Source organism: Cellulomonas oligotrophica (assembly GCF_013409875.1).
GTDB lineage: Bacteria > Actinomycetota > Actinomycetes > Actinomycetales > Cellulomonadaceae > Cellulomonas > Cellulomonas oligotrophica.
Genome location: NZ_JACCBK010000001.1, coordinates 2,343,812 through 2,368,228, shown reverse-complemented (window position 1 = coordinate 2,368,228; position 24,417 = coordinate 2,343,812). Strand labels below are relative to the sequence as shown.

Here is a 24,417-nt window from a genome sequence, read left to right as displayed (position 1 = left end):
CAGATCGGGCCCGCGCGGGGCGTCGACGACCGACTCTGGGGCGCGGGACCAGCCGATCAGCTGCGGAGGGCCTCGCTGGGGTGGATGCGACGCGCGCGGACGGATGCGGCCACGCCGCCGATCATCCCGACCGCGATCCCGCCGACCAGGGCGAGGGGGATGTGCCCGAGGTCGAGCACGGGCGTCCACCGGCGGGCGATCGTGATGGCGAGCAGGGCGAGGATGCCGATGCCCGCGCCCGCGGCCCCGCCTGCTGCGCCGACGAGGCCGGCCTCGGTCATGACGAGCGCGCTGACGTCGCGGGCGCGGGCACCGATCGCGCGGCGCATGCCGAACTCGCGCGAGCGTTCGAGCACCGACATGGTCATGGTGCTGGTCAGGGACACGACGGCGGCGAGGATCGCGACACCCGTCAGGACGAGCAGGATGGTGCGGACGTCGCTCTCGACCTCACCCCGCAGGGTCGCGGGGTCGGGCGGGACGGTGAGGACGAATGCGTCCGGGGCCTGGGGGCGGAGGACGAGCGGTGCCTGCTGGGCGACCTGGCGGGCGGCGCCGGTAGCTGTCACGAGGTAGACGTCCTGGGTGCCGGCGCGGCGGATGCCGGTGGCGACGTCGACGGTGGTGATCACCGACTGGGCGACGTTGGTGACGCGGATCCCCAGGTCGACGATGCCGCGCACGACGTACGAGCGACCGTCGATGACGACGGCGGGCCGGGCGTCGAGGGGGCCGAGGTCGAGGGCTTCGGCCACGGTCTGCCCGACGAGCACCTCGTCGTCGCGCAACGTGGTCGGGGTCCCGCCCGCCCAGCGGACGTCGAGCTCGGCGGCCTGGGCGATGTCGGGCGTCGCCCCCATGAGGAACACGGAGACGCCGGTGGTCAGGCTGCCGGGCAGGGCGACGTCGACGGAGTCGTGGTGCGTGAGCAGCGCGGCGTGGTCGACGCCGGGCAGGTCCTGGAGCGCCCCGAGCGCCTCGGGAGGCACGCCCTCGGCGGTGCCGTCCGTGACGACCGGCATGCCGGCCGCGGGGTCCGGAACCTCGAGGGTGAGGGTCACCGCGCGGTTGACCCGGGCGTCGAACCGCTCGGAGACCTGGGCCTGAGCCGATCCGGCGAGCCCGACGGTCGTCAGGGCGAGTGCGACGCCGACGGCGACCGACGAGGCGAGGGCCGCCGTGCGTCCCGGGCGGGAGGTGAGCGACGCGAGTGCGTCGCGGGCGATCGAGAGCGGCGACAGACCACGCCGCGGGGCCTGGGTCGTGACCGGCTCGGGCGTCTTCCGGGGTGCGGGCGTCGAGGCGGCGCCAGGCCCGGAGACGATGAGCCCGTCGCGGACCAGCACCCGCCGGGGGGCGCCGGCGGCGATCTCGGGGGAGTGGGTCACCAGCACGACCGTCGTCCCGGCCTGGTGCAGCTCGCGCAGGAGCCGCAGGATCGTCTGGCTGGTCTCGGTGTCGAGGTTGCCGGTGGGTTCGTCGGCGACGATGACGCCCGACCCGACGGAGAGCGCACGGGCGATCGCCACCCGCTGGCGCTGCCCGCCGGACAGCTCGCTCGCCCGGCGGTGCGCGGTGCTCGCCAGTCCGACACGGTCGAGGGCTGCCAGGGCGCGCTCGCGCCGGACGTCGGCCCGCACGCCCGCGTAGTACATGCCGAGCTCGACGTTGTCGACGACCGTGCGGTGGTCCATCAGGTGGAAGCCCTGGAAGACGAACCCGAAGATCTCACCGCGCAGCCGTGCCCGGGAGCGCTCGTCGAGGTCGGCGGTGTCCTGCCCGTCGATGAGGTAGCGCCCGCCGGTGGGTGCGTCGAGCAGCGCCAGCACGTTGAGCAGCGTCGACTTGCCGCTGCCGGACGGACCCTCGACGACCACGAAGTCCCCCGGCGAGATCGTCAGGTCGATCCCGCGCAGCGCGTGCACGGGCTCCGCGCCGGGGTAGGTCTTGGTGATGCCGAGGAGCGTGAAGGTCGTCAACCGACCTTCACCTGGTCCCCTGCGGAGAGGGTGCCCGCGGTCACGGGCTCCACGGCGCTCGTGCCTCCGAGCCTGCCGGTCTCGCGGACCTCGACGTCGACGAACGTGCCGCCGTCCTCCTGGCGCAGGACGGTTGCCGTGCCGTCCGCGTGCAGGGTCACGGCGCGGGCCGGGACGCGCAGGGCCTCCTCGGCGACGGACGTGACGGTGATCGTGGTCAGCACGTTCGTGCCGAGCCATGCCCCGTCGATGGGCCCGGTGCTGAGGGTGATCTCGACCTCGGGCGCCTGGTCGGCGCCGGTCGGTGGTGCGGGGATCGGTCCGAGCGTGCCGTCGACGAGCGTGCCGTCGCCGCCCACGAGGGTCACGGCCATCCCCTCCGTGAGTACCGGCAGCACGGAGACGGCGACCTTGGCCTTGGCGACGATGGCCCCTTCCCCGACGGTGAGCGTGGCGTTGTCCGCGGTGAGCACGGTGCCGAGCCCGGGTGTTGCGCTGACGACGCCGGGCAGGGATCCGACGACGACGAGCTCGCTGCGCGGGACGACGACGAGCGTCTTCGGCGCCGCGGGCGCGGCCGGTGCGGTGTCTGCCTCGGTGTCCGTCCCGGTCGTCGCGGGGGGCGCGTCGGCGGATGCCTCGGCCTCCCGCTCCAGCGGCTCGTACCCGGCGGCCCGGTAGAGCTCGCGCACGGCCCGCGCGGTCTGCGGCCCGAACGGCCCGATGCCCCCGGTGGAGAACCCACGGCTGACCAGGAAGCGCTGCAGCTGCTCGACGTCGGGCCCGGTGTCGCCCTCGACCATGTCGCGGTAGTAGGGGAACGCACCCGTGGTGGCGATGACCGGGCGGCCGTTCACCTCGAGTGCGGAGGCGCCGGCCGTGAGCTGGGAACCGGCCGGGACGCTGACCTCGGTGACGACGCTCTGCGGGTCCGCGCCCAGCGTGATGCCGACTGTCGTCGCCGACGCGCGCACGACGTCCGACCGTGCGGTGATCTGCTCGGACAGCTCCCCGAGCGTCACCGCGGCGAGGACGTCGCCCGGCGGCGGCGGGGCCGCGTTCGCGGCCACCTGCGCGGGGGACTGCAGCGTGGTCGCCGCCCACCACCCGCCGCCGAGGGCGCCGACGACCACGACGGCGACCACGAGTGCGGTCGTCCCGCGTCGACGTGCCCTCATCCCAGACCGGCCTCGCGCATGACCTCGTCGACCCGGGCGAGGTAAGCCGCCTTCTCTTCCAGCAACCTGGCGAGCGCGTCCTCGTTGTCCTCGACGATGCTCACCTGCCGGCTCCACTCGGCCTCGTAGAGGGCGTCGGCGTAGCCGGAGCTCTCCTGGCACTCGGCGTCGAACGTGGCAATCCGGATCTCCTCAGCCTGCTGCTCCGGCGTCTGCGACTCCTCCATGCCGTCGGTGACCCATCCGAACGTCGCGGCCATGGCGTCGGTGGGCATCCCGCCGTCGTCGCTGTTGGGGCTGGAGGGGAGGTCGCTGAACCCGAGCGGCTGCATGCACCGGACCCACTCCTGCGCAGCCGCCACGACCTCCGGCGCACTCTTGGCGCCCGTCCACGCGGACATCCCTATGCTTGCTACGGTGCTGTCGATCCTGGCCCAGTCCTCGGGCAGCACCTCGCGCGCCTGCGCCGTGCAGGCACTGAACTGCTCGTGCTGCTCGGGCGACCAGGTCGTCGCGTCGGCCTGCGCCGCTCGGATCTTGTCGACGTCCGGATCGGGCGCGCTCCCGTACCCCCACTGCGCAGCGGTCTCGGTGTTGAAGAGGCTGCGCTCGCTCGCACTCATGGTCGGGGAGCTCCGCGTGACGTCGACGTCGGGCCTGTCGTAGGCGAATCCGTTCTCACGCATGCACGGCTCGACCAGCACGTGAGTGACGTAGCCGTACTTTCCCGGGATCGTGTAGGTGTCGAGAGGCATGGACCACTGCATCCGGTTCTTCTCGACCCCGGTGCCCGCAGTCGCGGCGCTGCTGCCGGTCTCCGAGCTGTCTACAGGCCCGTCGGTGACCGTGCAGCCAGACAGGGTCGCAGCAAGGATGACCGCACCGGTCACGGCTCGGACCGACACTAATGATCTCATTCACCATCTCCTGGTGGAAATTTTCAGCGTTTCGGCCGGTGACTACTCGCAGTCGGTGTCGAACGATGCGAACCTGGCCGACGAGATCTTGTCGTTGAAACTCGCCGGAGCGTTCCCCGACGAGTCGCCCAGGTTCCCGTCGCCCGATCCATAAGGAAGCGGGAAGAAGAGGCCGCGGTACCGCGCATCTACGTAGTAGTAGGCCGGGTCATGCTGTCCCTTGTTGGAGACCGAGCTTGCACGGTCGTTGGCGGCCGAGCTCGTACCTGACCAGGTGGCGGTCTCGAGATCGCGGTAGCACTGATAGAACCTGACCAGCCGGTTCTCGACCGAGTCGGTGCGGTAGCCGGTGTCGCCCCAGAAGCACGAGTATCCCGACGGGCAGTCTGCCGTTGCTGCTGATGCTGGCGTTGCGAGACCCGTGGTGCCCAGTACGAGAATTGCCGCAGTCATGCCCGAGGCGAGCGTTCGGCGCAGGGTGCGACCAGTGTGACTTGCGGGGAAGCTCATCGTTTTTCCCGTCATCTCGAGCGTCATGCTCATTCGTGAGCGGGTCAACATCGTGTCTCACCAAGGCACCTCCCCGGGGGGGGGTTTAAGTGTGATGTGGGTCACCTCCAGGGGCCATTCCCACGGGTGTGATGCAGGGCCTGTTCACCTGACGACGTTCTGCCGCCTGGACGGGCCCGGCCTGCTCGTGCTCGCCCAGGACCTGCGCTCGGATCGGGCGGTGTCTGCTGGCCAGGCTGTCGATGACCTGGCCGGGCTCGACCGGTGGTGCCGACAGTGCAGTTGCGAGGGCCGATCGCGCGACAGCGCGACGCGGCCACTGGTGCACGAGCCTTGGGCTGGCGGCCGACGACGTCCAAGGTCACGATCCGCCGCTACCAGTGCTTGCTCGCCGTCGCGTCAGGCGTCAAGACGCCTCTTGTGCCGCAGGGCCGCGCGCCAAGCTGTCCCGAACGCGCCGCGGTGGACTCTGGTCGGGTTCGTCTCTCGGCATCTGACGGTCGCCCGCTTCGCCGAGGCACTTGCCGTCTGGGACCGCCAGCGACAGCAGGTCCATTGCGGGTTCATCCACGCCGTACCGCGGTCCGACGACGTCCACCTCGACGCTGGTGATGCCCGCCTGCACGACCTCGATCTCCACAGCGACACCCTGCCCGTCGAGGAGCGGTCCCGTCCGCCTGAGGGTGACGGGCGGGTCGGTCAGGAGGGTGTGTCGAGGGTGAGGTCGACGTCGACCTCGTCGCCCGCGGCGAGCCCGGACTCCTTGCGACGGTCGCTGCTGAGAGGCAGGAGGCGGCGGCCGTCGCGGGTGCCGACGGTGGTGCGGTAGGTGAAGGAGCCGATGGTGACGACGACCTTGGGCCGCCCACCACCACCCAGGGCCTGCATGACCTCCTCGGGCACGGGGATGCCCGTGGTCGTGCCACCCGTCGCCAGCACGGTGGTGCGGTAGATCATCAGGTCCTCCCGGTCCGTGGAGGTCTCGATCGTGGCACGCGGCGGGCGCCCTGCCCAGGTGGACCGCGTGCCTGTTCCACGGGGAGGGTTGCGGTCCTCCCCGCGGATCGGGTCAGCGGCGGTGGGGGCGTCGTCGTTGCCTCCCAGGGTCCGGGGCTCGGCGGTCGACCTCCGGGTCAGCTCGTCGCGGTGCCGTACTCCGCGTCCGTCACGTGCTCGAGCCAGGTGACGACCTGCCCGTCCGCGTCGGCCTGGTGCAGCGCGACGTGGGCCATGAAGCGGTCGGGGGCGGCGCCGTGCCAGTGCTCCTCGCCGGGCTCGACGACCACGACGTCGCCGGGGCGGATCTCGACGGGCTTGGCCCCGCGGCGGGCGACGAGGCCGACGCCGTCGGTGACGTAGAGGGTCTGCCCGTGCGGGTGGGAGTGCCAGGCGGTGCGGGCGCCGGGGGAGAAGCGCACGTGTGCGCAGCCGACGGCGGTGTGCTCGTCGGGGGTGCGGACGGTGTCGACGAGCACGTCGCCGGTGAACCAGTCGGCGGGGCCGCGGGCGGTCTGCCCGTCACGGGTGATCTTCACGGGGTCTCCTCGGGTGTCGGTCGGGTCAGGGCTGCAGGAGGACCTTGATCGCGCGGCGCTCGTCCATGGCCCGGTAGGCCTCGGCGGCGTCGGCGAGGGGGAGCGTGAGGTCGAAGACCTTGCCGGGGTCGATCTGCCGGGTCCAGATGAGGTCGACGAGCTGCGGCAGGAACCGGCGGACGGGAGCCGGGCCGCCGTGCAGGTGGACGTGCGAGAAGAACAGCTCGTCGCCGGGCAGCGCGACGTCGTGCGCGACGCCCACGTAGCCGACGTGCCCGCCGGGGCGGGTCGCGCGGATCGCCTGCATCATCGACTCCTGCGTGCCGACGGCCTCGATGGTGCTGTGCGCGCCGAGCCCGCCGGTGAGCTCCTTGATCCGCGCGACTCCCTCGTCTCCGCGCTCGGCGACGACGTCGGTCGCGCCGAGCTCGCGGGCCAGGGCCTGCCGGTCGGCGTGCCGGCTCATCGCGATGATCCGCTCGGCGCCCAGCTGCCGGGCGGCCAGCACGCCGAGGAGGCCCACGGCACCGTCGCCCACCACGGCGACGGTCTTGCCCGGCCCCGCCTCGGCGGCGACGGCGGCGAACCAGCCGGTGCCGAGCACGTCGGAGGCGGCCAGCAGCGAGGGGATCAGGTCGGGGTCGGGCGTGCCGGGGGTCGCGACGAGCGTGCCGTCGGCCAGCGGCACGCGCATGAGCTCGGCCTGGGACCCGCCGACGAAGTCACGGTGCACGCACGACGTCTGGTACCCGGCGCGGCACGTCTCGCACGTGTTGTCGGACGCGAAGAACGAGCCGACGACGAAGTCGCCGACCTGCACGGTGCGCACGTCCGCGCCGATCTCCTCGACGACGCCGACGTACTCGTGGCCCATCGGCCGGGGCTCGGCGAGCTGCTCGATGCCGCGGTAGGGCCACAGGTCCGACCCGCACACGCAGGCCGCGGCGAGGCGGACCACGGCGTCGGTGGGCTTCTGGATCGTCGGGCGGGGCAGCTCCTCGACGCGGACGTCGCCGGGGGCGTGCAGGACGGTGCCGAGCATGGGTTCTCCTGATGTCGTACCGGGGCCCCGGGGTGGGCGCGCGGCGGGGGTGGGGTGGTGGCGCCCGTCAGGGGGCGCGGTCGATCGTGACGGGGGTGCCGTCGGGCAGGTCGACGAGCGCGTCGACGCTGCCGTCGACCTGCCCGAGGACGGCGATGCCGGGGTAGTACCCGACGTCGGCGTAGTAGAGGACGACCCCGTCGGACGGCGCGTAGTAGCCGATGGTGCCGACGTCGGGGTCCGCGCCCTCGGGCATCTGCTCCATGGTCAGCGGCCGGGGCGGGCTGCCGATCTTCTCCTGCCCGCCGAAGTCGTCCATGGTGATCGTCACGGGGAGCTGGTCGAGCAGGGAGCGGGCGGCGGGGTTGTCGTCCAGGTGCGCGTCCAGCCGCAGCCCCTCGGCGACGATGACTATGCGGGTGCTGCCCACGGGGTCCTCCGGGGTCGTCGGGGTCGGTTCGGGCTGTGCGGCCGGCTGCGTCGCGGGCGCGCCGGTCGGGACGCCGTCGGCCGTCGTCGGTGCCGTCGGCCCGGGCGCGCAGCCGGCGCCGGTCACCAGGGCGGCGACCAGCACGGCCGCCGCCCGGACGGGTCGGCTCCTGCGGGTCGGGCTCTGCGCGTCGTGCACGGCTGCTCCTCGCTGCGGTCGGGTTCCCGTCGATCGTGCTGCCGCCGGCCCCGCACCCGCCAGCCGGGTGCGGGGCCCTGTCGGACCCCCCTCTGCCGCGGCCCCGGCACCAGCGCCCGTCGGCCGCAGCCGGGGGTCTGGCGCACCCCTGTCTGCCCGGCCGTCGCGTGCCTACGCTCGACCGCATGGACCCCCGTGACGAGCTGCGCGACCTGCTCATCAGCCGGCGTGCGCGCCTGACCCCGGAGCAGGCGGGCATCACCAGCGTCGGCGCGCGGCGGGTGCCCGGGCTGCGCCGGGAGGAGGTCGCGATGCTCGCGGGCGTGTCGACGGACTACTACACGCGGCTCGAGAAGGGGAAGGTCGGCAACCCGTCGGAGTCCGTGCTCGAGGCGGTCTCACGGGCCCTGGGGCTGGACGAGGCCGAGCACACCCACCTGCTGGACCTGGTCAGGGCCGTCACCCGCAGCCGCCCCGCCGCCCCGCGCACCCGCCCCGGCGGTCCGGCCCCCCGTCCGAGCCTGCAGTGGATGGTCGACGCGATGACGGAGGCCGTCGCCTTCGTCGGGAGCCCCTTCCTCGACGTCGTCGCGATGAACCACCTGGCCCGTGCGCTGTACTCGCCCATGCTCGGCAGCGCGGGCGACCGCCGCCCGAACTTCGCGCGGTTCGCGTTCCTCGACCCCGCCGCGCGGGACTTCTACCCGGACTGGGACGGTGCCGCGCGCGTCTCGGTCGCACTGCTGCGGATGGCCGCGGGCCAGCACCCGCGCAGCCGCGCGCTCTCCGGCCTGGTCGGCGAGCTGTCCACCCGGAGCGAGGACTTCCGGGGGCTGTGGGCCGCCCACGAGGTCCGCCTGCACCACGCCGGGACGAAGGTGTTCCACCACCCCGTGGTCGGGGACGTCGAGCTCAGCTACCACCAGCTCGACCTGCCCAGCGACCCCGGGCACGCGCTGACCGTCTACAACGCCGTCCCCGGCACGGCGTCCGCCGACGCCCTGCGCCTGCTGTCCGCGTGGGCCGCGACCCGCGACGCCGCGGAGGTCCACGGGACCGCCTGACCCTGGGTGACCTCACGATGGCGCTCGGCCGTGCCGCCACCGGCGCAGGCTCCCGTCGGACGCGCGCGCCGCGGGGGGAATGCCGCGGACTTCTCCGACCAGGATGACCATCGGGGCGGGCGTGAGTGCCGACGCGGCCGGCGAAGACACCGTACTGTGTCTCGGAAGGGAAGCCACCGAACGGTGGCATTCTGTCCGTGGCACCGTACGGGGGCCTGAGGGGGTGGCATCGTGAACATCGTGAGCGTGCGGGACCTGCAGGTTCTCGTGCGGAACCGTCGTCAGGAGCGCGGCCTGACGCAGGCCGAGCTGGCCGAGCGTGCGGACGTCTCCCGCAAGTGGGTCTACGGGTTCGAGAACGGTGCGCCGGGACGGGTCGAGCTGGCCCTCGTCCTGCGGGTGCTCGCCGCACTCGACGTCACGATCGACGCGCGTGGTGCCGAGGACGAGGCCCTCGTGCCGGGGGGCGGGTCGATCGCCGTCCCCGATCTGGCGGAGCACCTGGCACGCGTCGCGGCCGAGGCCCGCCGGGACGCCCACCCTGGCAGAGAGGACGGCGGCAGCGATGGCGACGGCGCCTGACGAGCTCGCGGTCGTCATGGAGGGCCAGCACGCCGCCACGATCAAACGGGTACGAGGGTCCGTGCGACTGACCTACGAGCGGGAGTACGTCACACGGGGAGGCACGCCGATCTCCGTCGGCATGCCGTTGTCGTCGGCCCCGTACGCCAACGGGACCGTGGCGCCGTGGCTGGACGGACTCCTCCCGGACAGCGAGGCCGTGCGCAGGTCGTGGGGGCGCAGGTTCGCCGTCAGCGCGTCGTCGCCGTTCGCGCTGCTGTCGACGCCGGTCGGTGAGGAGTGCGCGGGCGCGGCGAGGTTCGTCCCGCCGGAGCGGCTCGGGCGGGCCCTGGCAGGCGACGGCGACGTCCGGTGGCTCTCGGAGGCCCAGGTGGCCCGACGGCTCCGCGACCTGCGGCAGGACGCGTCGGCCTGGTTGGGCACCGAGGTCACGGGCAGGTTCTCGCTCGCGGGAGCGCAGGCCAAGACCGCACTCCTGCGGGACGACGCGTCCGACCGTTGGGGCGTCCCGTCGGGTGCCGCAGCGACCAGCCACATCCTCAAGCCCGCGATCGCCGGTCTCGACCAGCACGACCTCAACGAGCACCTGTGCCTGCGGGCCGCAGCGCTCGCCGGGCTGGTGGCCGCCCCGACTCGCATCGTGCGGTTCGAGGACGTGTCGGCGGTCGTGGCGACGCGCTACGACCGGTCACCAGGATCCCCGTGGCTCCGGCGCATCCATCAGGAGGACGTCTGCCAGGCCCTGGGACGCACGCCCGCCGAGAAGTACGAGAACGAGGGCGGGCCGTCGACCACGGACGTCTGCGCGCTGCTCCGGTCGGTGCTGCCCGTCGACCACGCGCTCGAGGGGGTTCGCCGGTTCTTCGACGCCGTCACCTTCAACTGGCTGGTCGCGGGCACGGACGGGCATGCCAAGAACTTCTCCCTGCTGCTGGCGGGGCCGCAGGTCGCGTTCGCGCCCCTGTACGACGTCGCGTCCGTGCTTCCGTACGAGGACGCGACCCTGCGCAACGTCCGCCTGGCGATGCGGTACGGCAGGGACTACTCGTTGCTGAGCCGGATCCCGACGATGTGGCCCAAGGTCGCGGCGGAGTTCTCCCTGACCGTCGACGAGGTGCGCGACCGAGCCGCGAGCCTCATGGATCGCGTACCCGGCGCGTTCGCCGCCGCGGCCGCCGACGACGACGTCAGTGCCCTCGGCAGCGACCTCCCGGGGCGTCTGGCCGAGCTCGTCACCCGTCGCATCCAGCGGTGCCGGCAGTCGCTCTGACGGCGTGCGACCGCAGAACCGTCCCAGGTCGGACTCGGATCGGTCGGGGTGCGGTCCGTCCCGGTCAGGCCAGCCAGGCCGCACGGGCGGCATCCGGCGTCGGGAGGTGGATCGAGGCGAGGACCAGGCCTGGTGCGAGGGGTTGCCACCAGTGTGCGGGTGCAGGCACGTGGACGACGGTGCCGTGCAACGACGACGGGTCGACCCCGCGCTCGGCGGAGACCTGGGCCACGACGTCGGACAGGGCACCCAGATGCCGGGAACGTGCGGCGAAGGCGTCCTCGTGCGCCGCGGCGAGGTCGGAGCGGTCCACGGCCCGCGCGGCGTCCTGCAGCTCCGGGGTGCCGGCGAGGGCCCCGAACCCGTCGAGCGGCTGCCCGACGTGCCGGCGTCGCGCCTCGCGGGCGGTCGCCCACGCCGTCATGGCGGCGGAGTCGTCGGGGGCGCGGTCGGCGTGGTCCTCGACGACCAGCCGGATCAGGTCGCGCCACCAGTGCAGCCATGCGTCGGTCAGGTCGTCGGCGGGCCGCGCCGGTGGGGGCGGGGTGACCGGGGGAGGGACGTCCTCGGCTGCGACGACCAGCCCGAGGGTGTCGCGCACGAGCAGGGCGGTCGTCAGGAGCGGGTCGTCGCCCTGGCTCAGGCTCCACGAACGGTGTCCGGCTGCGTGCACGGTGACCTCACGGGGTGTGCGGGTGGCACTCCTCGGTCACGCTACCGGTGCCGCCGCCTCGCCGGACGGGCGTGCCACGCCGAGCCGGGCGGCCAGCCAGTCCTCGGCGCGGGTGCGGTACTCGCGGGAGACCGGGGCGTCGGCGGCGAGGGACTCCAGCGCGTGCGGGCCGCCGGGCACGACGTCGAGGACGCAGGGCACCCCCGCGTCCGACAGGCGGCGCGCGTAGTCGGCGTCCTCGTCGTGGAAGAGGTCGACGTCGCCCACGCCCACCCAGGCGGGCGGCAGGCCCGACAGGTCGGTGCGCCGCGCGGGCGCCGCGTACGCCGGCACGTCGTCCCCGCCGGGCGGGCCGCCGAGGTACGCGGACCACCCCGCCCGGTTGGACGCGTTGTTCCACACGTAGTGGCGCACCGCGTCGTGCGAGCGGTCCGCGGCGGTGCGGTCGTCGAGCATCGGGCAGAACAGCCACTGCGCCGCCGGCTGCGGGCCGCCCTCGTCGTGCACGCGCAGCACCAGCCCGGCGGCCAGACCGCCGCCCGCGCTCTGCCCACCCACGGCGACGCGCGCCGGGTCGACGCCGATCTCGTCCGCGTGCGCCAGCACCCACGTCCACGCCGCGTGCACGTCGTCGAGCGGCGCCGGGTACGGGTGCCCCGGCGCGAGGCGGTACTCCGCCGACACGACCACGACGTCGAGGTCGCGCGCCAGCGCCACGCACCGGGCGTGGTCCTGCGCCGCGCTGCCGACCACCATGCCGCCGCCGTGCACCCACAGCACGGCCGCGCGCGTGCGCGCCCCCGCCGGGGTGAACACGTGGACGCCCGCGCCCCGACCGTCCGCGAGGTCGACGTACCGGTGCCCGACGCCGTGCAGCACCCGCGGCGGGCGGCGGCTGGAGCCCCCGGCCTGCATGAGCGCCAGCGTCCACCGCCGCCGCACCGGCGGGTTCGGCACCAGGCGGAACGTGCGCCGCAGCTGCGGGTGCAGGTCGGTGGCCCGCAGGCGCTGCGCGCGCGGGGGCTGCTCGGAACCGGTCACGGGGTCACCTCGGGTGCCGTCGGGGGAGGAGGGGTCCAGCCCTGCGCGTGCCGCAGCGCGATGCCGTCGAGCACCAGGTCCAGCGCGAACTCGAACTCGGCCTGGTCGTCGCAGCCCGTGCCCACGACCGTCGCACCGTCGTGCCGGGCGGGCGACGCGATCGCCGCGACGTTCGGGAACCGCTCCAGCACCGCGCGCAGCGTCTCCGGGTCCGGGGGAGCGGCCGCCGGGGCCGGGGCGACGAACAGCTCCTGCGTGAACCCCCACGCCCGGCTGCCGAGCGCGTGCATCACGTGGTGCGTCAGCTCGTCGGAGAACCCGTCGCGGCGCAGAACCGCGATCGTCGCGTCCAGGTACTCCAGCACCGCGGGCGTCTGCGTCGTGCGGGTCTCCAGCACGCGGCGCGCCCAGGGGTGGCGCAGCAGCGCCCGCCGTGCCGAGAGGGTCCGGTCGCGCAGCGCCGCCCGCCACCCGGCGCCGGGGTCCGGGGCGTCGATCTCGGCGATCACCTGCTCGACCATGCCGTCGAGCAGCGCCTCCTTGTGCGCGACGTGCTTGTACAGCGCCATCGGCACCACGCCGAGGTGGTCCGCCAGGCGTCGCATGCTCAGCGCGTCCACACCCTCGGAGTCGGCCAGGGCAACCGCGGCGGCGAGCACGCGCTCGCGGTTCAGGCGCTCGCGGCGCGGCGACGTGCCGGGTGCTCCCACGGTCACGACCTCCGTCCCCCGCCCTTGACTGGCGTACGCCGTACACCCTACGGTCCCGATCGAAGGTGTACGCCGTACACCTCGCGATGAGGGAGCCACCATGACCCCCGACCGATGCACCGCCGCGCTCGCGGGCGCGCTCTACCTGCTGACGTTCGTCTCCTCGATCCCCGCCGTCGCGCTGCTCGCGCCCGTGCTCGTCGGCGGCGACTACCTCACCGGCCCCGACGCCGACGCCCGCGTCGTCACCGGCGCGCTGCTCGACGCCGTCAACGCCGCCGTGTGCATCGGCACCGCCGTCGTCCTGCTGCCGGTGCTGCGCCGCACCAGCGAGGTCCGCGCGGTCGGGTTCGTCACGTCGCGCGTGATGGAGGCCGCGATCATCCTCGTCGGGGTGCTCGGTGTGCTCGCCGTCGTCACGCTGCGCGGCGTCGCGGCGGCCGTTGGCGCCGACCCGGCCCTCGGTGCCGTCGCCGACGGCCTCGTCGCCGTCCGCGACCAGACCTTCCTGCTCGGCCCCGGGCTGATGTCCGCGGTCAACGCGCTGCTGCTCGCGTCCGTCGTGCTCCAGGCCCGGCTCGTGCCCCGCGCGATCCCGCTGCTCGGGCTCGTCGGCGCCCCGCTCCAGATCGTCTCCGTGCTGGCCACCGCCTACGGCCTCAACGAGCAGACCTCGCCGCTGTCGATGGTCGCGGTGCTCCCGATCTTCCTCTGGGAGCTCTCGTTCGGCCTGTGGCTCGTGCTGCGCGGCTTCCGGCCGGGGACCGCTGCCGTCCCGCGCGAGCAGCCTGTGGCGCACGCCCGGTAGGGGGCGGGGTGATGCCGGGGCCCTGCCAGGATGGCGGCATGACCGTGCGCCTCGGGACCCCGCTCACGCCCACCGCCACCCGCGTGCTCCTGCTCGGTGCCGGCGAGCTCGGCAAGGAGGTCGCGATCGAGCTGCAGCGGCTCGGGGCCGAGGTCGTCGCCGCCGACCGGTACGCCGACGCCCCGGCCATGCAGGTCGCGCACCGCGCGCACGTGGTCGACATGCTCGACCCCGTCGCGCTGCGGGCGGTGGTCGACGCCGAGCGCCCGCACGTGGTGGTGCCGGAGATCGAGGCGATCGCCACGCAGGTGCTCGCGCAGATCGAGGAGGAGGGGCTGGCGCGGGTCGTGCCGACGGCGCGCGCGACGCGGCTGACGATGGACCGGGAGGGCATCCGCCGGCTCGCCGCCGAGGAGCTCGGGCTGCCGACGTCGCCGTACCGGTTCGTCGAGGACCTCGACGGGCTGCGCGAGGCCGTCGCCGCGCTGGGCGTGCCGTGCGTGGTCAAGCCGGTCATGTCGTCGTCGGGCAAGGGCCAGTCGGTCGTCCGGTCGGCCGACGACGTCGACGCGGCCTGGCGCACGGCGGTGGAGGGCGGGCGTGCGGCGGGGCGGCGCGTCATCGTCGAGGGGTTCGTGGACTTCGACGACGAGATCACGCTGCTCACCGTGCGGCACGCGGGCGGGGTCACGTTCCTGCCGCCGGTCGGGCACGTGCAGGTCGACGGCGACTACCGCGAGTCGTGGCAGCCGCACCCGCTGGGCGCGGACGTGCTCGCCGAGGCCGAGCGGGTGGCCGGTGCCGTCACGCACGCGCTCGGCGGGTGGGGCGTCTTCGGCGTCGAGCTGTTCGTGCGCGGCGGTGAGGTGCTGTTCTCCGAGGTGTCGCCGCGCCCGCACGACACCGGGCTGGTCACGCTCGTCTCGCAGGACCTCTCGCAGTTCGCGCTGCACGCCCGTGCGATCCTCGGGCTGCCCGTGCCCGCCGTCCACGCGCTCGGCCCGGCCGCGTCGTGCGCCGTGCTCGCCGAGGGCACCGGCGTGCCCGTCTTCACCGGCGTCGACGCGGCCCTCGCCGAGCCGGGCACGGACCTGCGGCTGTTCGGCAAGCCCCGCGTCGCCGGCCGCCGCCGGGTCGCCGTCACCCTCGCCCGAGGCGCCGACACCGCCGCCGCCCGCACCCGTGCCCGGGCGGCCGCCGCCGCGCTGCGCGTCGAGCTGGTCGAGCCGTGATCCCCGTCGGGGCGCGGGCGGGCGACGTCTCGGACGGCGGAGGAGCGGCGTGACCGACGAGGTCGAGCTCGGGGGCGGGAACGTCAACCGGGTCGTGCGGGTCGGGGACACCGTCCGCCGCACGGCCGGCCCGTGGACGCCGACGGTGCACGCGCTGCTCGCGTGGGTGCGTGCGCAGGGCGTCGACGTGGTGCCCGCACCCCTCGGCCTGGACGCCGACGGGCGCGAGGTGCTCGCGTGGGTGCCCGGCGAGGTCGGCGGGTGGCCGGTGCCCGCCTGGGTGTGGGACCTGACGGTGCTGCGGGACGCGGGGCGGACGGCGCGACGCTGGCACGACGCCACCGTCGGCTTCGCGCCACCGGCGGCCGTGTGGCGGTCCCCGGTGCGCGAGCCCGCCGAGGTCGTCTGCCACAACGACCTCGCCCCGTACAACATGGTCCACGCCGACGGTCGCCTGGTCGGGATCATCGACGTCGACATGGCCTCGCCCGGCCCGCGCGCGTGGGACCTGGCCTACCTCGCCTACCGCATGTGCGGCTGGTGCGAGGACATGCCGGCCCCGCCGGGCCCGGCCCCGGCCGAACGCCTCGCCGTGCTGCTCGACGCGTACGGCACCGACCGCGCACCCGAGCCCGCGGCGGTCCTCGTCACGATGCGCGAGCGCCTGCTGGACCTGGCGGCCTGGACCGACGCCCACGCCGACGCCACCGGCCGCCCCGAGCTGCACGACCACGCGGCGATGTACCGCCGCGACGCCTCCCGCCTGCCCTGAGCACCCGGCGCGCGGGCCGGGCGCCCCCCCCCGGGTCAGATGTACCCGCCGGCGGCGTCCGCGACGGGCTCCGGCACACGGGTGAGCACGCCGCGCACCAGGAGCGTCGCGCGCCCCGGTGCGCGCACGGCCAACCACGGCGTGTCCGAGACCGGGCACCGGTGCCCGCTGCCGGCCGCCGGCGACAGGTCCGGGACCAGTGCCTCGACATCGGCCTCGGCCGGGACCAGGTGCGCGTCGAGGTACGTGTCGGCCTCCGTGCCGCGCAGCCCGATCGTGCCGAGGCAGAGGCACTCGCGGGCCTGGCTGTTCATCGCGCTCTGCTGCTGGGCGCGCCGCTTGCGGGCCGTGAGGCGGATGCCCGCCTTCAGGCGCCACACGCCCGCTGCGACGCCGAGGCACGCCACGAGCGTGAGCACGCAGAACGACGCGGCCGAGAACTCGGGGGTCTGCGCGACGTCGGCGAGGGGGTCCTCGGCCAGGCCGCCGAGCGTCATGACCGTCGGCACCACGAGGAGCGCGGCGCCGACCACGCCGCCGAGCACCCGGCGCGTGAGGGGGTCGAGCGTCTGGTCGTCGTCGCCGAGGAGCTGGCGCACGCGCCACACCGCACGCCGGTCGGTCCGGGTCAGCCCGGCGGTCGGCCGCTGCCCGGCGAGCACCCACACGATCCCCGCCGCGACGATCCCGGCTCCGGCGACCAGCGACGTGAGGCCCTGGGTCACGCTGAGCGCCACCAGCGCGGCCGCGACCACGACGGCGGTGGCGCGCAGCACGGTCGTGCGCAGCGGGGCCGCCGCGGGGGCGCGCTCGTCCAGCAGGGCACGCAGGCCGGCGACGTCCGGGCGCAGGGCCACCATCGCCTCGAGCAGCAGGCGAGCCCCGGCGCGGTCGTCGCGGGCCTCGAGCCGCTCCACGACGTCGAGCGTCGGGTGCAGGTGGTCCTCGGGCTGCGGGTACATGCCCGCGACCGCACGGGCGGCGGCCTCGACGGTCGCCGCGGCAGCCGACGGCGACGTGGTCGACCGGCGCAGCACGTCCGCGACCGCGCGACGGCGCAGCACGACCATGGTGGGGGTGGCGGACGTGGCCACGGTCCGCCACGCGCTGTCGGCGACGTCGTCCTGGCCCGCCTGCTCCGCTGCCGCGGCGAGCAGGTACGCGTGCGGCGCGACGTGCTGGCCCTGCAGCCGACCACCGGCGCGCAGCAGCGACGCGAGCGCGTCCCGGTCGCCCTGCGCCGCCCAGGCGGCGAGGGCCACGACGTCCTTCCAGGTCGTCGCGTCGGCCACGGCGGCCTCGCGGTCGACGTCCCCCAGCAGGGCGGAGGCCGTCGCGGGGCGTTCGGCGAGGATCGCGGCGCACGCGCGCTCGACCGCCAGCTCGTCGCCGGGCGAGGCCTGCGCCGCCGCGTCGGTGAGGTCGGCCACGACCGTGAACTCGTCCATGCGGGTCGCGCTGACCGCCCAGCCGCTGAGCAGTGCCTGGGCGTCGATCGTCGCCATCGTGTCCTGTCGTCGTGTCCTGCCGGGACGCGGATCGCCCGGGTGGACAGGAATCTCTCAGGAGCAGCGGTGCCTGCGAGGCCGTTAGCCACCACCTCAGAAGTGATCCCCGTCACATGTGGTAGCCCGTGCGCTCAGGGCCAGGGTGTGCCAGCGGCGTCGCGGCGAGGCTGTCCGGGCGCCGGTGCGCGAACGGTCCCGTCGTCACGACGGGCCGGCACCCCTCGACGAGCGCGGGCGCGGGTGTGGCGGCCGCGAGGCCGAGGTCGGCCTCCGGGCCCTCGCTGGGCGGGCTTCTATCTAGCAGACGGACGGGTTTCTATCTAACAAACGGACGGGTCTGAGTCATGCAGATGGACGACGTCCCGTCGGGCAGGTGGCCACCGCAGCCCGCCTGCCGCCACGAGCGTGGTGTCGAATGCTCAGCATGCTGAGCAATCGGTAGAGTGCTCGGGTGACCGCAGCCCCGTCCGGCCGCCTCCCCGGAGACGAGCCCGCACCGACCCGCCCCCTCGCCCGGAAGGCAGGCCTCGGCCTGCGGGGCCTCGTCGGTGCCGCCCTGGTCGTCGCGCCCGTGGCCGTGGTCGCGAGCACCGGCGACACCGTCGCGCACCAGCACCCCGCGCTCGCCGCGCTGCTCGCCGTCAGCCTGCTGGCCGGGGCGCTCGTGCTCGTCCGCGTCGTCGTGCTGGCACGCCGCGCGGCGCGCCCGACCGGGCGCCGCGTCCTGCGCACCGTCGGCGCCGTCGCCGGGTACGGCGCGCTGGCCGTCCTCGCGGGCGTCGCGTGGTGGCTGCGCCCGTTCCCCGCCACGGACGTCGCGCTCGCGGCCCTGGTGCCCGACGACGCCGTGGACGTGCAGGAGACCGCGGGCTGGTACGCGTTCGTGCCGCAGGGCGCCGCGCCCACCACCGGCCTCGTGTACTCCCCGGGCGCCCGCGTCGACGTCCGCGCCACCGCGGCCGTGCTGCGCCCGCTCGCCGAGGCCGGGTACCTGGTGGTCGCGCTCAAGGAGCCGCTCGGCATCGCGCTGACCTCGCCCGACCAGTCCGCGCAGGCGATGGCCGCGTTCGACGGCGTCGACCGGTGGGCCGTCGGCGGGCACTCCCTCGGTGGCGTCGCCGCCGCGCAGTTCGCCGCCGGCCACGACGACGAGGTCGACGGCCTGCTGCTGCACGCGTCGTACCCGATCGGCGGCATGAGCGGCGCGGACCTGCTCGTGACGTCCGTGTGGGCCGGCGAGGACGGCCTGACGACGGCCGCGGACATCGAGGCCTCGCGGGCGAACCTGCCCGCCACCACCCGGTTCGTCGAGGTGCCGGGCGCCGTGCACGCCTTCTTCGCCGACTACGGCCCCCAGCCGGGCGACCGCACGCCCCTCGTCCCGCGCGAGCAGGCCCAGGCCGAGATCCTCACGGCCGACCTCGCCCTCCTCGCCTCCGTCGCCGGGTGACACGCTGACGCCCGCGACGCCGGTACGCGATGGTGGTGCCAAGGGCTGCAGGGAGGTGTGTGACGCACGGCAGGTCAGCCCCGAGGCGGGGCGCGAGAGGGTCTCTGACCTGCGCAGACGCCGGTCGGGCCCCGACGGGGCCGGGACGATCGGCGTTCCGCGGGGCGTCCCGCGGACGTAGGCTCGGCACGTGGCCACCTTCTCCGCTGTGACGCGTCAGCACATCCTCCAGGCGATCGCGGAGTACGACACCCGGGGCCGTGACGACTTCCTCGGGGTCTACGGCTTCACGCCCTCGACGGCGGCGACGTTCGAGCACGAGGGCCGCTCGTACGAGTCCGGCGCCGTGCTCGGCGTCGCGCACCGGCACGCGACGGGCCGCCTGGCCACGTCGGACGAGTTCGCGAGCAGCGTCGACGCCGCGTCGTCGATCCTGCGCAAGCGCGGGTTCGAGGTGACCGCGCCCGCGGCCCGCCCCGCCGCCCCCGTCCGGGCCGAGCCGCGCAAGCGCACGCAGAGCGCGCAGCCCGCCAAGCCGGCGCGCAAGTCCAACGCCGCCCCCGAGGCTCCGCCCGTCCTGTGCCCGACGTGCTCGATGGTCCTGCCGGCGACGGGCTTCTGCGACTACTGCGCCTGAGCGGGGCCGCGTCTACTCCTCACGGCGTAGGCAGGACGGTCCCGCGGGATGACGCGCACCGGGGGCCGCGTGGCGCACGATCGACGCAGACGCCGCGCAGCACCCTGCCGGACGCCGCCCCCGACGACCGGAGACGCCATGAGCCACGACGTGCGCACCGCCCCGCCCCGCCTGCGCCCCGCCGTGCCCGCGGTCGCGCAGCCCGCCGGCCAGGCTGCCGCCGGACCGGCTGTCGACCGCGGCACCGTCCGCTACGTGCTGGTGACGGCCCTGCTCGTCGTCGCCGCGGTGACGTCCGGCGGTCTGCTCTCCGCGGTGGCCCTGGCCCTGCCCTGACCCGACGCCCGGTCAGCGGCGCGTGCGTCGCGCCCAGGCGAGGACCGGCAGGAGCAGCAGGGACAGCGCGCCGCCTGCGAGGGCGAGGACCGTCCAGCTCGTCGCCTGCATCACCAGGCCCGACGCGACCCCGCCGCCGGCGCCGCTGAGCGCCACCAGCACGTCGATCGACCCCTGCGTCCGCGCGCGGTCGGCCGGGACGGTCGCGTCGACGACCAGCGCGGTCCCCGCGATGAGACCGATGTTCCAGCCCAGCCCGAGCAGCGCCAGCGACAGCAGCATCATCGGCGTCGAGCCGGTCGGCGCGAGCGCGCCGGTCACCCCCGCGAGCAGCAGCACGACCGCCGCGGCGACGGCCATCGGCGTCCGGCCCACGCGGTCCACGAGCTGCCCCGTCACGAGCGACGGCAGGTACATCGCGCCGATGTGCACGGAGATGACCAGGCCGATCGTCGACAGGTCGTGGTGGTGGGCGCGCATGTGCACGGGCGTCATCGTCATGATCGCCACCATCGCGATCTGCGTGAGCACCATGACGGCGGCACCGACGGTCGCTCCCACGCCGGCCCGGGGCGCGGCGCGGGGCGTCCCGTCGGGGTGCGCGTCCGTGTCCGTCGCGGCGGTCTGCTCGTCGAGGTGGCGGGCGACGAGGAACGGGTCGGGGCGCAGCAGCACCAGCAGCACGGCACCTGCAGCCAGGTACGCGACGCCGGCGAGCACGAACGGGCCCGCCAGCGCGGGCAGGCCGGCGCGCTCGGCGAGCACGCCCAGCGGTCCGACGAGGTTGGGCCCCGCGACCGCGCCGAGCGTCGTCGAGACCAGGGCGACCGACACCGCCGTGCCCCGGCCCTCCGCGGGCGCGAGGTCGGCGCCCGCGTACCGGGCCTGCAGGTTGGTGGCCGACCCGGCTCCGTAGACGAGCAGCGAGACCAGCAGCAGGGGCACGCTCCCGGTCGCCGCCGCGGCCACGACCCCGAACGCCCCGAGCCCGCCCGCACCGAACCCCGCGGCCAGGCCCGGCCGGCGTCCGGACCGCTGCGTCAGCCGCCCCACGCCGAACGCCGTGATCGCCGCCCCGAGCGTGAACAGCGCGATCGGCAGCCCGCTGAGCCCGGGCACGCCGAGCATCTGCTCCGCGAGCAGGGCACCGACCGTGATCCCCGCCGCGAGGCCCGCCCCGCCGAGCACCTGGCTGGCCACGACCACGGCGAGCGTTCGCCGCTGCAGCACCGCGCGCGCACCCGGGTCGGCCCGCAGGAGCTCGGCGGTGGGTGCGACGGCGTCGGGCGACGGCACGGCTGCCTCCCGGCGGTCTGGGCGGCGCACGGAGCGCCGCGGGGCGTGGTCTGCCCCGGAGCAGACCACGCCGCCGCCCTCCCGGTCCACCCGGCCCCTCGTCTGCCCGGAGGTCTGCCGACGAACGGGCTCCTGCTCACGGTTCGAGACCCGCAGGCGTGAGCCGGAGCCCGGTCGTCGCCGCCCGGTCAGGGGTGGGCGGGCGCAGGCTGGGTGGGTGGGGTCACGTGGCCGCGCAGGTCACCGCGCCGGAGGTCGGGGCGGGGCCGGTGCCGAGGAAGCCGAGCGCGGTCGAGGCGCCCGAGGCCAGGCGGCCGTTCCACGCCACGTTCCTGGCCGTGACGGTCGTGCCCGAGGTCGTGACGTCCGCCGACCAGGCCTGCGCGACCGCGCCGCCGGTGGGCAGCGTGAACGTCGTCGACCAGCCGTCGACCGCGGACGTCCCGGCCGTGACGGTCACGGCCGCCTGGTAGCCGCCGGGCCAGCTGCTGACCACCTGGAGCGTCGCGCGGCAGGCGGGGCCGACGGGCGTGGGCGTCGGGGTCGGGGTCGGCGAGGAGGTCGGGGTCGCTGTGGGCGCCGGCGTGGGGGTCGCCGTCGGCGTGGGTGTGGGGGTCGGCGTCGGGCTGGGGTCGGTGCCCAGCGGCAGGTCCTCCAGGACGCCGGTCAGGCTCGTGGCGATGCGGCGGTGGTCGGCCAGCGAGGGGTGCCAGTGGCAGCCGGTGAGGTCGAGCGGGACGGCGCTGTAGTCCCAGTGCACGACGCGGTCGTCACCGGCGGCGACCTCCGCGTCGACGACCTGCTGCACGAGCCCCGGCAGGTCCGGGCCGCCGTAGCTGGTCGAGCTGAGCACGAGGTGCGTCTGCGGCCCGTAGCGGGCGCGCAGCGTGTCGACGAAGCCCGCGTAGGCGTCGAGGTACGCCGCGCGCAGCGACGTCGCGGTCCACGGCTCGCCCGCGCCCACCGGCGTCGAGAAGTCGTTGACGCCCAGGCCGACCACGACGACGTCGGGCTGCCAGCTCGCGGGCCGCTGCCACACGTCCCCCGCGACGGCCAGCAGCGCCCGGTCCGCGTACGTCCGGTAGCTGGTGCCGGGCTCGCCGCCGCCGTAGTTGCGCACCATGCCGCGGCCCGAGAACGCGTTGACCTGGTAGTCAGCCCCCAGCTCGCGCGAGGCGATCGCGCCGAACGACAGGTCCGCGTTGGTGGTGCGCTGCACCTGGTCGCCCGTGCAGTCGCGACTGGTCGACTCGTTGCCGTAGCCGGCGGTGAGCGAGTCGCCCACGAGCTCGATCTGCAGGTCCCGCGGCGCGGGCGCGGGCAGCACCTCGCCGCCCGGCACCGCGACGAACCCGCCGAACGTGCTCGTGGCCCACGGGCTCTCGCTGCGCTTGACCACCCGGATCGTGTGCGTGGTGTCCGCCAGGCCGCTGACCTGGTGCGTCGTGCTCCCGGGCGTCACCAGCGTCTCGACGCGCACGCCGTCGACGACGACGTCGTAGTCGTTGACCGCGTCGTCGAGCACGATGCCGACGCCCGTGCCGCGGAACCGTCCCTCGAACGAGACCCCCGGCCAGCTGTACCGCAGCACCCCGTCGCCCGGGACGACCCGACCCGCGGTGTGCACGGTCGCCGCCAGGTCGTCGGTCGTGGCGGCGGGCGCCGCCGCCGCCGTCCCGGTGAGCAGCGCACCTGCGGCGGCCAGCGCCGCCAGGCCCGTCGTGACGCGGACGTGTCGCACACCCGTCTCCTCCCCGCGGGCCCCGCCCGCGCCTCGACGGCACCGCCGCGTGCGCGACGTGCCACAGACGTCGTACCGCGCCGCCCTGACGCGGTGCAGGAGGTGAAGCGTTTCTCCGTTGCGCGCGGCCGGGCGGTCAGCGGCCGAGGCCGTCGAGGCCGCCGCCGAGCACGTTCGCGCCGATGAGCACCAGCACGGCGGCCGTGAGGGCGGTGCTGTGCGTGACCATGAGCGCGCGCGTTCGGTCGAGCGCGGCGGCGCCGGACGCCCCGCCGACGAGCCCGACGGCGACGGCGGCCAGCACGGTCGAGGACGCGAGCAGGACGAAGACGCCGACGGCCAGGCCGAGCGCGGTGCCCTGCACGCCCGTCTCGACGACGGCCGCGACCGCCGCGGACGCCAGCACGAGGTTCTTGGGGTTCGCGCCACCGAGCAGCAGGCCCGCCCGGAGGGCGCCGCCCGGGGACGCGGTGGCCAGCGAGGCCATCCACGCCGGCGGCTCCTTCGGCCCGTGGCCGTCGCGGCGCAGCCACGTGCGCACGCCGAGCACCACGAGCACGGCGCCGGTCACGACGCGGGCGACGTCGACGACGGTGGCCGTGGTGCTCTCGGCGTCGGCGGCCCCCGACAGCAGCGCCACGGCCAGCGCCGTCGCCGCGCCCAGGCCGAGCAGCCAGCCGAGCGCGAACGCGGGCCCGTTGCGGCGTCCGTGCGTGCCGGTCACGACGACGACCACGCCGATGACGGGGAAGGGGCTCAGGGCGATCGCGAGCGCGGGCGTCAGCGACGCCCCGAGCGCCTGCAGCAGCACGGCGACCACCCCCGCGCCGACGCTACCGCCGGCGGCCGCGTGCCGCCGGGAGGCCCGGCGCGGACGGGTGCGCGGGCGTCACGCGTCGGCGCAGGCCGCGGCCGCGGGCGAGGCGAGCTCGGGCAGCGGGGCGTCGATCGTGATCCCGGCGACCGTGCGGACGCGGGCGACGGGTGCGACGGCCCGCTCCAGCAGGGTGGTGCAGTCGTCGACGTCCCAGAGGACGACGAGCCACCCGCCGTCGCCGGCCTCGGAGCGGGCCGGCAGGGCGGCGGCCTCGCCGAGCGGGGCGCCGGGGACGGGGGTGCCGGGCCCGCCCCGGCCGAAGACGCTCTCGCCGGGGGAGTCGGCGGGCGTGGCCTCGAGCCACGCCCCGAGCACGCGGGCTCCGGGCACGTCCTCGACGTCGAGGAGCTCGACGGGGCCGACGCCGCCGCGCTCGAGCACGACGCCGACCAGCACGCGCCCGTCGCCGAGGTCGTGGACCGCGCCGGCGGCGCCGTCGTCGGCGGTGAGCCGGGGCACCGGTGCCGTCGACCACCAGGCGCCGGCGAGCAGCAGGGCGGCGAGGACGCCGGTGACCAGGGCCGTGCGCCGGCGGGGTGCCGGGACGAGGCCGAGCACCTGCGGGTCGGCGGTCGCGCCGGGGGTGGTGGGGTCGGACATCATTGGCCTAATGTACTGTGCCAATGGTTCG

25 protein-coding genes and 1 pseudogene are annotated in these 24,417 nt (G+C 75.3%); 10 read left to right on the top strand and 16 right to left on the bottom strand.

Going from position 1 to position 24,417, the window contains the following annotated elements; all coding sequences use genetic code 11:
• Positions 1-56: 56 nt before the first annotated feature.
• From BKA21_RS10760 to BKA21_RS10745, 4 genes are all read right to left on the bottom strand, one after another.
• Complete coding sequence (locus tag BKA21_RS10760; protein ID WP_140458187.1) at positions 57-1,979, bottom strand: ATP-binding cassette domain-containing protein; 1,923 nt, start codon at positions 1,977-1,979, stop codon at positions 57-59.
• Positions 1,976-3,157 (bottom strand): peptidoglycan-binding domain-containing protein, encoded by a 1,182-nt coding sequence (locus tag BKA21_RS19565; RefSeq protein ID WP_140458186.1) that lies wholly within the window; start codon positions 3,155-3,157, stop codon positions 1,976-1,978. The genes BKA21_RS10760 and BKA21_RS19565 overlap by 4 nt, the downstream gene beginning before the upstream one ends.
• On the bottom strand, positions 3,154-4,047 hold the full coding sequence (locus BKA21_RS10750; protein ID WP_140458185.1) for a hypothetical protein: 894 nt from the start codon (positions 4,045-4,047) through the stop codon (positions 3,154-3,156). Before BKA21_RS10750 ends, BKA21_RS19565 begins: the two co-directional genes overlap by 4 nt.
• 69 nt (positions 4,048-4,116) lie before the next feature.
• Positions 4,117-4,611, bottom strand: a complete 495-nt coding sequence (locus tag BKA21_RS10745; RefSeq protein WP_140458184.1) for a peptidase inhibitor family I36 protein — start codon at positions 4,609-4,611, stop codon at positions 4,117-4,119.
• Positions 4,612-4,678: 67 nt separating this feature from the next.
• Between BKA21_RS10745 and BKA21_RS19560 the strand changes: the two are divergent.
• Positions 4,679-5,137: pseudogene (locus BKA21_RS19560) on the top strand (hypothetical protein); the annotation flags it as partial.
• Between the two features lie 146 nt (positions 5,138-5,283).
• Here BKA21_RS19560 and BKA21_RS10735 read toward each other — a convergent pair.
• From BKA21_RS10735 to BKA21_RS10720, 4 genes are all read right to left on the bottom strand, one after another.
• Complete coding sequence (locus tag BKA21_RS10735; RefSeq protein ID WP_140458182.1) at positions 5,284-5,541, bottom strand: DUF1905 domain-containing protein; 258 nt, start codon at positions 5,539-5,541, stop codon at positions 5,284-5,286.
• Positions 5,542-5,717: 176 nt separating this feature from the next.
• Entirely contained in the window at positions 5,718-6,119 is a 402-nt protein-coding gene (locus BKA21_RS10730; protein ID WP_140458181.1) for a (R)-mandelonitrile lyase, read from the bottom strand.
• Positions 6,120-6,144: 25 nt separating this feature from the next.
• Positions 6,145-7,161 carry a zinc-dependent alcohol dehydrogenase family protein gene (locus tag BKA21_RS10725; protein WP_140458180.1) on the bottom strand — a complete coding sequence of 339 codons (1,017 nt, stop codon included), beginning with the start codon at positions 7,159-7,161 and terminating at the stop codon, positions 6,145-6,147.
• 67 nt (positions 7,162-7,228) lie between these two features.
• A complete protein-coding gene (locus BKA21_RS10720; protein WP_140458179.1) occupies positions 7,229-7,789 on the bottom strand; it encodes a cyclophilin-like fold protein in 561 nt (186 codons plus the stop codon).
• Between the two features lie 185 nt (positions 7,790-7,974).
• Between BKA21_RS10720 and BKA21_RS10715 the strand changes: the two genes are divergently transcribed.
• The 3 genes from BKA21_RS10715 (at position 7,975) to BKA21_RS10705 (ending at position 10,705) form a co-directional block, all read left to right on the top strand.
• Positions 7,975-8,853 (top strand): helix-turn-helix domain-containing protein, encoded by an 879-nt coding sequence (locus tag BKA21_RS10715; RefSeq protein ID WP_140458178.1) that lies wholly within the window; start codon positions 7,975-7,977, stop codon positions 8,851-8,853.
• A gap of 231 nt (positions 8,854-9,084) precedes the next feature.
• A complete protein-coding gene (locus BKA21_RS10710; protein WP_170208949.1) occupies positions 9,085-9,435 on the top strand; it encodes a helix-turn-helix domain-containing protein in 351 nt (116 codons plus the stop codon).
• Complete coding sequence (locus tag BKA21_RS10705) at positions 9,419-10,705, top strand: HipA domain-containing protein (protein WP_140458176.1); 1,287 nt, start codon at positions 9,419-9,421, stop codon at positions 10,703-10,705. The genes BKA21_RS10710 and BKA21_RS10705 overlap by 17 nt, the downstream gene beginning before the upstream one ends.
• A 64-nt stretch (positions 10,706-10,769) precedes the next feature.
• Here BKA21_RS10705 and BKA21_RS10700 read toward each other — a convergent pair whose 3' ends face one another.
• Genes BKA21_RS10700 through BKA21_RS10690 form a run of 3 tightly spaced genes read right to left on the bottom strand, consistent with a single transcriptional unit; the run spans position 10,770 to position 13,129 of the window.
• A complete protein-coding gene (locus BKA21_RS10700) occupies positions 10,770-11,378 on the bottom strand; it encodes a hypothetical protein (protein ID WP_140458175.1) in 609 nt (202 codons plus the stop codon).
• Positions 11,379-11,414: 36 nt separating this feature from the next.
• Complete coding sequence (locus tag BKA21_RS10695; protein WP_239072855.1) at positions 11,415-12,419, bottom strand: alpha/beta hydrolase; 1,005 nt, start codon at positions 12,417-12,419, stop codon at positions 11,415-11,417.
• Complete coding sequence (locus BKA21_RS10690) at positions 12,416-13,129, bottom strand: TetR/AcrR family transcriptional regulator C-terminal domain-containing protein (protein ID WP_239072856.1); 714 nt, start codon at positions 13,127-13,129, stop codon at positions 12,416-12,418. The genes BKA21_RS10695 and BKA21_RS10690 overlap by 4 nt, the downstream gene beginning before the upstream one ends.
• Before the next feature lie 100 nt (positions 13,130-13,229).
• Between BKA21_RS10690 and BKA21_RS10685 the strand changes: the two genes are divergently transcribed.
• The 3 genes from BKA21_RS10685 to BKA21_RS10675 are packed head-to-tail and all read left to right on the top strand — an operon-like array spanning position 13,230 to position 15,941.
• Positions 13,230-13,937, top strand: a complete 708-nt coding sequence (locus tag BKA21_RS10685) for a DUF4386 domain-containing protein (RefSeq protein WP_140458173.1) — start codon at positions 13,230-13,232, stop codon at positions 13,935-13,937.
• 38 nt (positions 13,938-13,975) lie between these two features.
• The gene (purT, locus tag BKA21_RS10680) at positions 13,976-15,169 is read left to right on the top strand and encodes a formate-dependent phosphoribosylglycinamide formyltransferase (protein WP_140458172.1); all 1,194 of its coding nucleotides are present in this window, start codon (positions 13,976-13,978) and stop codon (positions 15,167-15,169) included.
• A gap of 49 nt (positions 15,170-15,218) precedes the next feature.
• Positions 15,219-15,941 carry an aminoglycoside phosphotransferase family protein gene (locus BKA21_RS10675; protein ID WP_140458171.1) on the top strand — a complete coding sequence of 241 codons (723 nt, stop codon included), beginning with the start codon at positions 15,219-15,221 and terminating at the stop codon, positions 15,939-15,941.
• A 35-nt stretch (positions 15,942-15,976) separates the two neighbouring features.
• Here the strand turns inward: BKA21_RS10675 and BKA21_RS10670 are convergent, their stop codons facing one another.
• Entirely contained in the window at positions 15,977-17,446 is a 1,470-nt protein-coding gene (locus BKA21_RS10670; RefSeq protein ID WP_140458170.1) for a hypothetical protein, read from the bottom strand.
• A gap of 454 nt (positions 17,447-17,900) precedes the next feature.
• On the opposite strand from BKA21_RS10670, the gene BKA21_RS19555 reads away from it, so the two are divergent.
• The 3 genes from BKA21_RS19555 (at position 17,901) to BKA21_RS10655 (ending at position 19,872) form a co-directional block, all read left to right on the top strand.
• On the top strand, positions 17,901-18,899 hold the full coding sequence (locus tag BKA21_RS19555) for an alpha/beta hydrolase (RefSeq protein WP_140458169.1): 999 nt from the start codon (positions 17,901-17,903) through the stop codon (positions 18,897-18,899).
• A gap of 190 nt (positions 18,900-19,089) precedes the next feature.
• Positions 19,090-19,536: a ScoMcrA-related endonuclease gene (locus BKA21_RS10660; RefSeq protein WP_140458168.1), complete on the top strand. Its 447-nt coding sequence runs from the start codon at positions 19,090-19,092 to the stop codon at positions 19,534-19,536.
• A gap of 138 nt (positions 19,537-19,674) precedes the next feature.
• Positions 19,675-19,872, top strand: a complete 198-nt coding sequence (locus BKA21_RS10655; RefSeq protein ID WP_140458167.1) for a hypothetical protein — start codon at positions 19,675-19,677, stop codon at positions 19,870-19,872.
• A 12-nt stretch (positions 19,873-19,884) separates the two neighbouring features.
• Here BKA21_RS10655 and BKA21_RS10650 read toward each other — a convergent pair whose 3' ends face one another.
• From BKA21_RS10650 to BKA21_RS10635, 4 genes are all read right to left on the bottom strand, one after another.
• Positions 19,885-21,168, bottom strand: coding sequence for an MFS transporter (locus BKA21_RS10650; RefSeq protein WP_239072857.1), 1,284 nt, complete (start codon positions 21,166-21,168; stop codon positions 19,885-19,887).
• A gap of 223 nt (positions 21,169-21,391) precedes the next feature.
• Positions 21,392-22,909, bottom strand: coding sequence for a cellulose binding domain-containing protein (locus BKA21_RS10645; RefSeq protein WP_140458166.1), 1,518 nt, complete (start codon positions 22,907-22,909; stop codon positions 21,392-21,394).
• Positions 22,910-23,045: 136 nt separating this feature from the next.
• Positions 23,046-23,729, bottom strand: a complete 684-nt coding sequence (locus tag BKA21_RS10640) for a GAP family protein (RefSeq protein ID WP_140458165.1) — start codon at positions 23,727-23,729, stop codon at positions 23,046-23,048.
• A 69-nt stretch (positions 23,730-23,798) separates the two neighbouring features.
• The gene (locus tag BKA21_RS10635; RefSeq protein WP_140458164.1) at positions 23,799-24,389 is read right to left on the bottom strand and encodes a hypothetical protein; all 591 of its coding nucleotides are present in this window, start codon (positions 24,387-24,389) and stop codon (positions 23,799-23,801) included.
• Positions 24,390-24,417 lie beyond the last annotated feature (28 nt).

Coding starts and splice junctions, on each gene's coding strand:
- BKA21_RS10685 (WP_140458173.1), top strand. CDS start 13,230: ATGACCCCCGACCGATGCACCGCCGCGCTCGCGGGCGCGCTCTACCTG.
- BKA21_RS10725 (WP_140458180.1), bottom strand. CDS start 7,161: ATGCTCGGCACCGTCCTGCACGCCCCCGGCGACGTCCGCGTCGAGGAG.
- BKA21_RS10670 (WP_140458170.1), bottom strand. CDS start 17,446: ATGGCGACGATCGACGCCCAGGCACTGCTCAGCGGCTGGGCGGTCAGC.
- BKA21_RS10635 (WP_140458164.1), bottom strand. CDS start 24,389: ATGATGTCCGACCCCACCACCCCCGGCGCGACCGCCGACCCGCAGGTG.
- BKA21_RS10735 (WP_140458182.1), bottom strand. CDS start 5,541: ATGATCTACCGCACCACCGTGCTGGCGACGGGTGGCACGACCACGGGC.
- purT (WP_140458172.1), top strand. CDS start 13,976: ATGACCGTGCGCCTCGGGACCCCGCTCACGCCCACCGCCACCCGCGTG.
- BKA21_RS19565 (WP_140458186.1), bottom strand. CDS start 3,157: ATGAGGGCACGTCGACGCGGGACGACCGCACTCGTGGTCGCCGTCGTG.
- BKA21_RS10705 (WP_140458176.1), top strand. CDS start 9,419: ATGGCGACGGCGCCTGACGAGCTCGCGGTCGTCATGGAGGGCCAGCAC.
- BKA21_RS10715 (WP_140458178.1), top strand. CDS start 7,975: ATGGACCCCCGTGACGAGCTGCGCGACCTGCTCATCAGCCGGCGTGCG.
- BKA21_RS10745 (WP_140458184.1), bottom strand. CDS start 4,611: ATGACGCTCGAGATGACGGGAAAAACGATGAGCTTCCCCGCAAGTCAC.
- BKA21_RS10655 (WP_140458167.1), top strand. CDS start 19,675: ATGAGCCACGACGTGCGCACCGCCCCGCCCCGCCTGCGCCCCGCCGTG.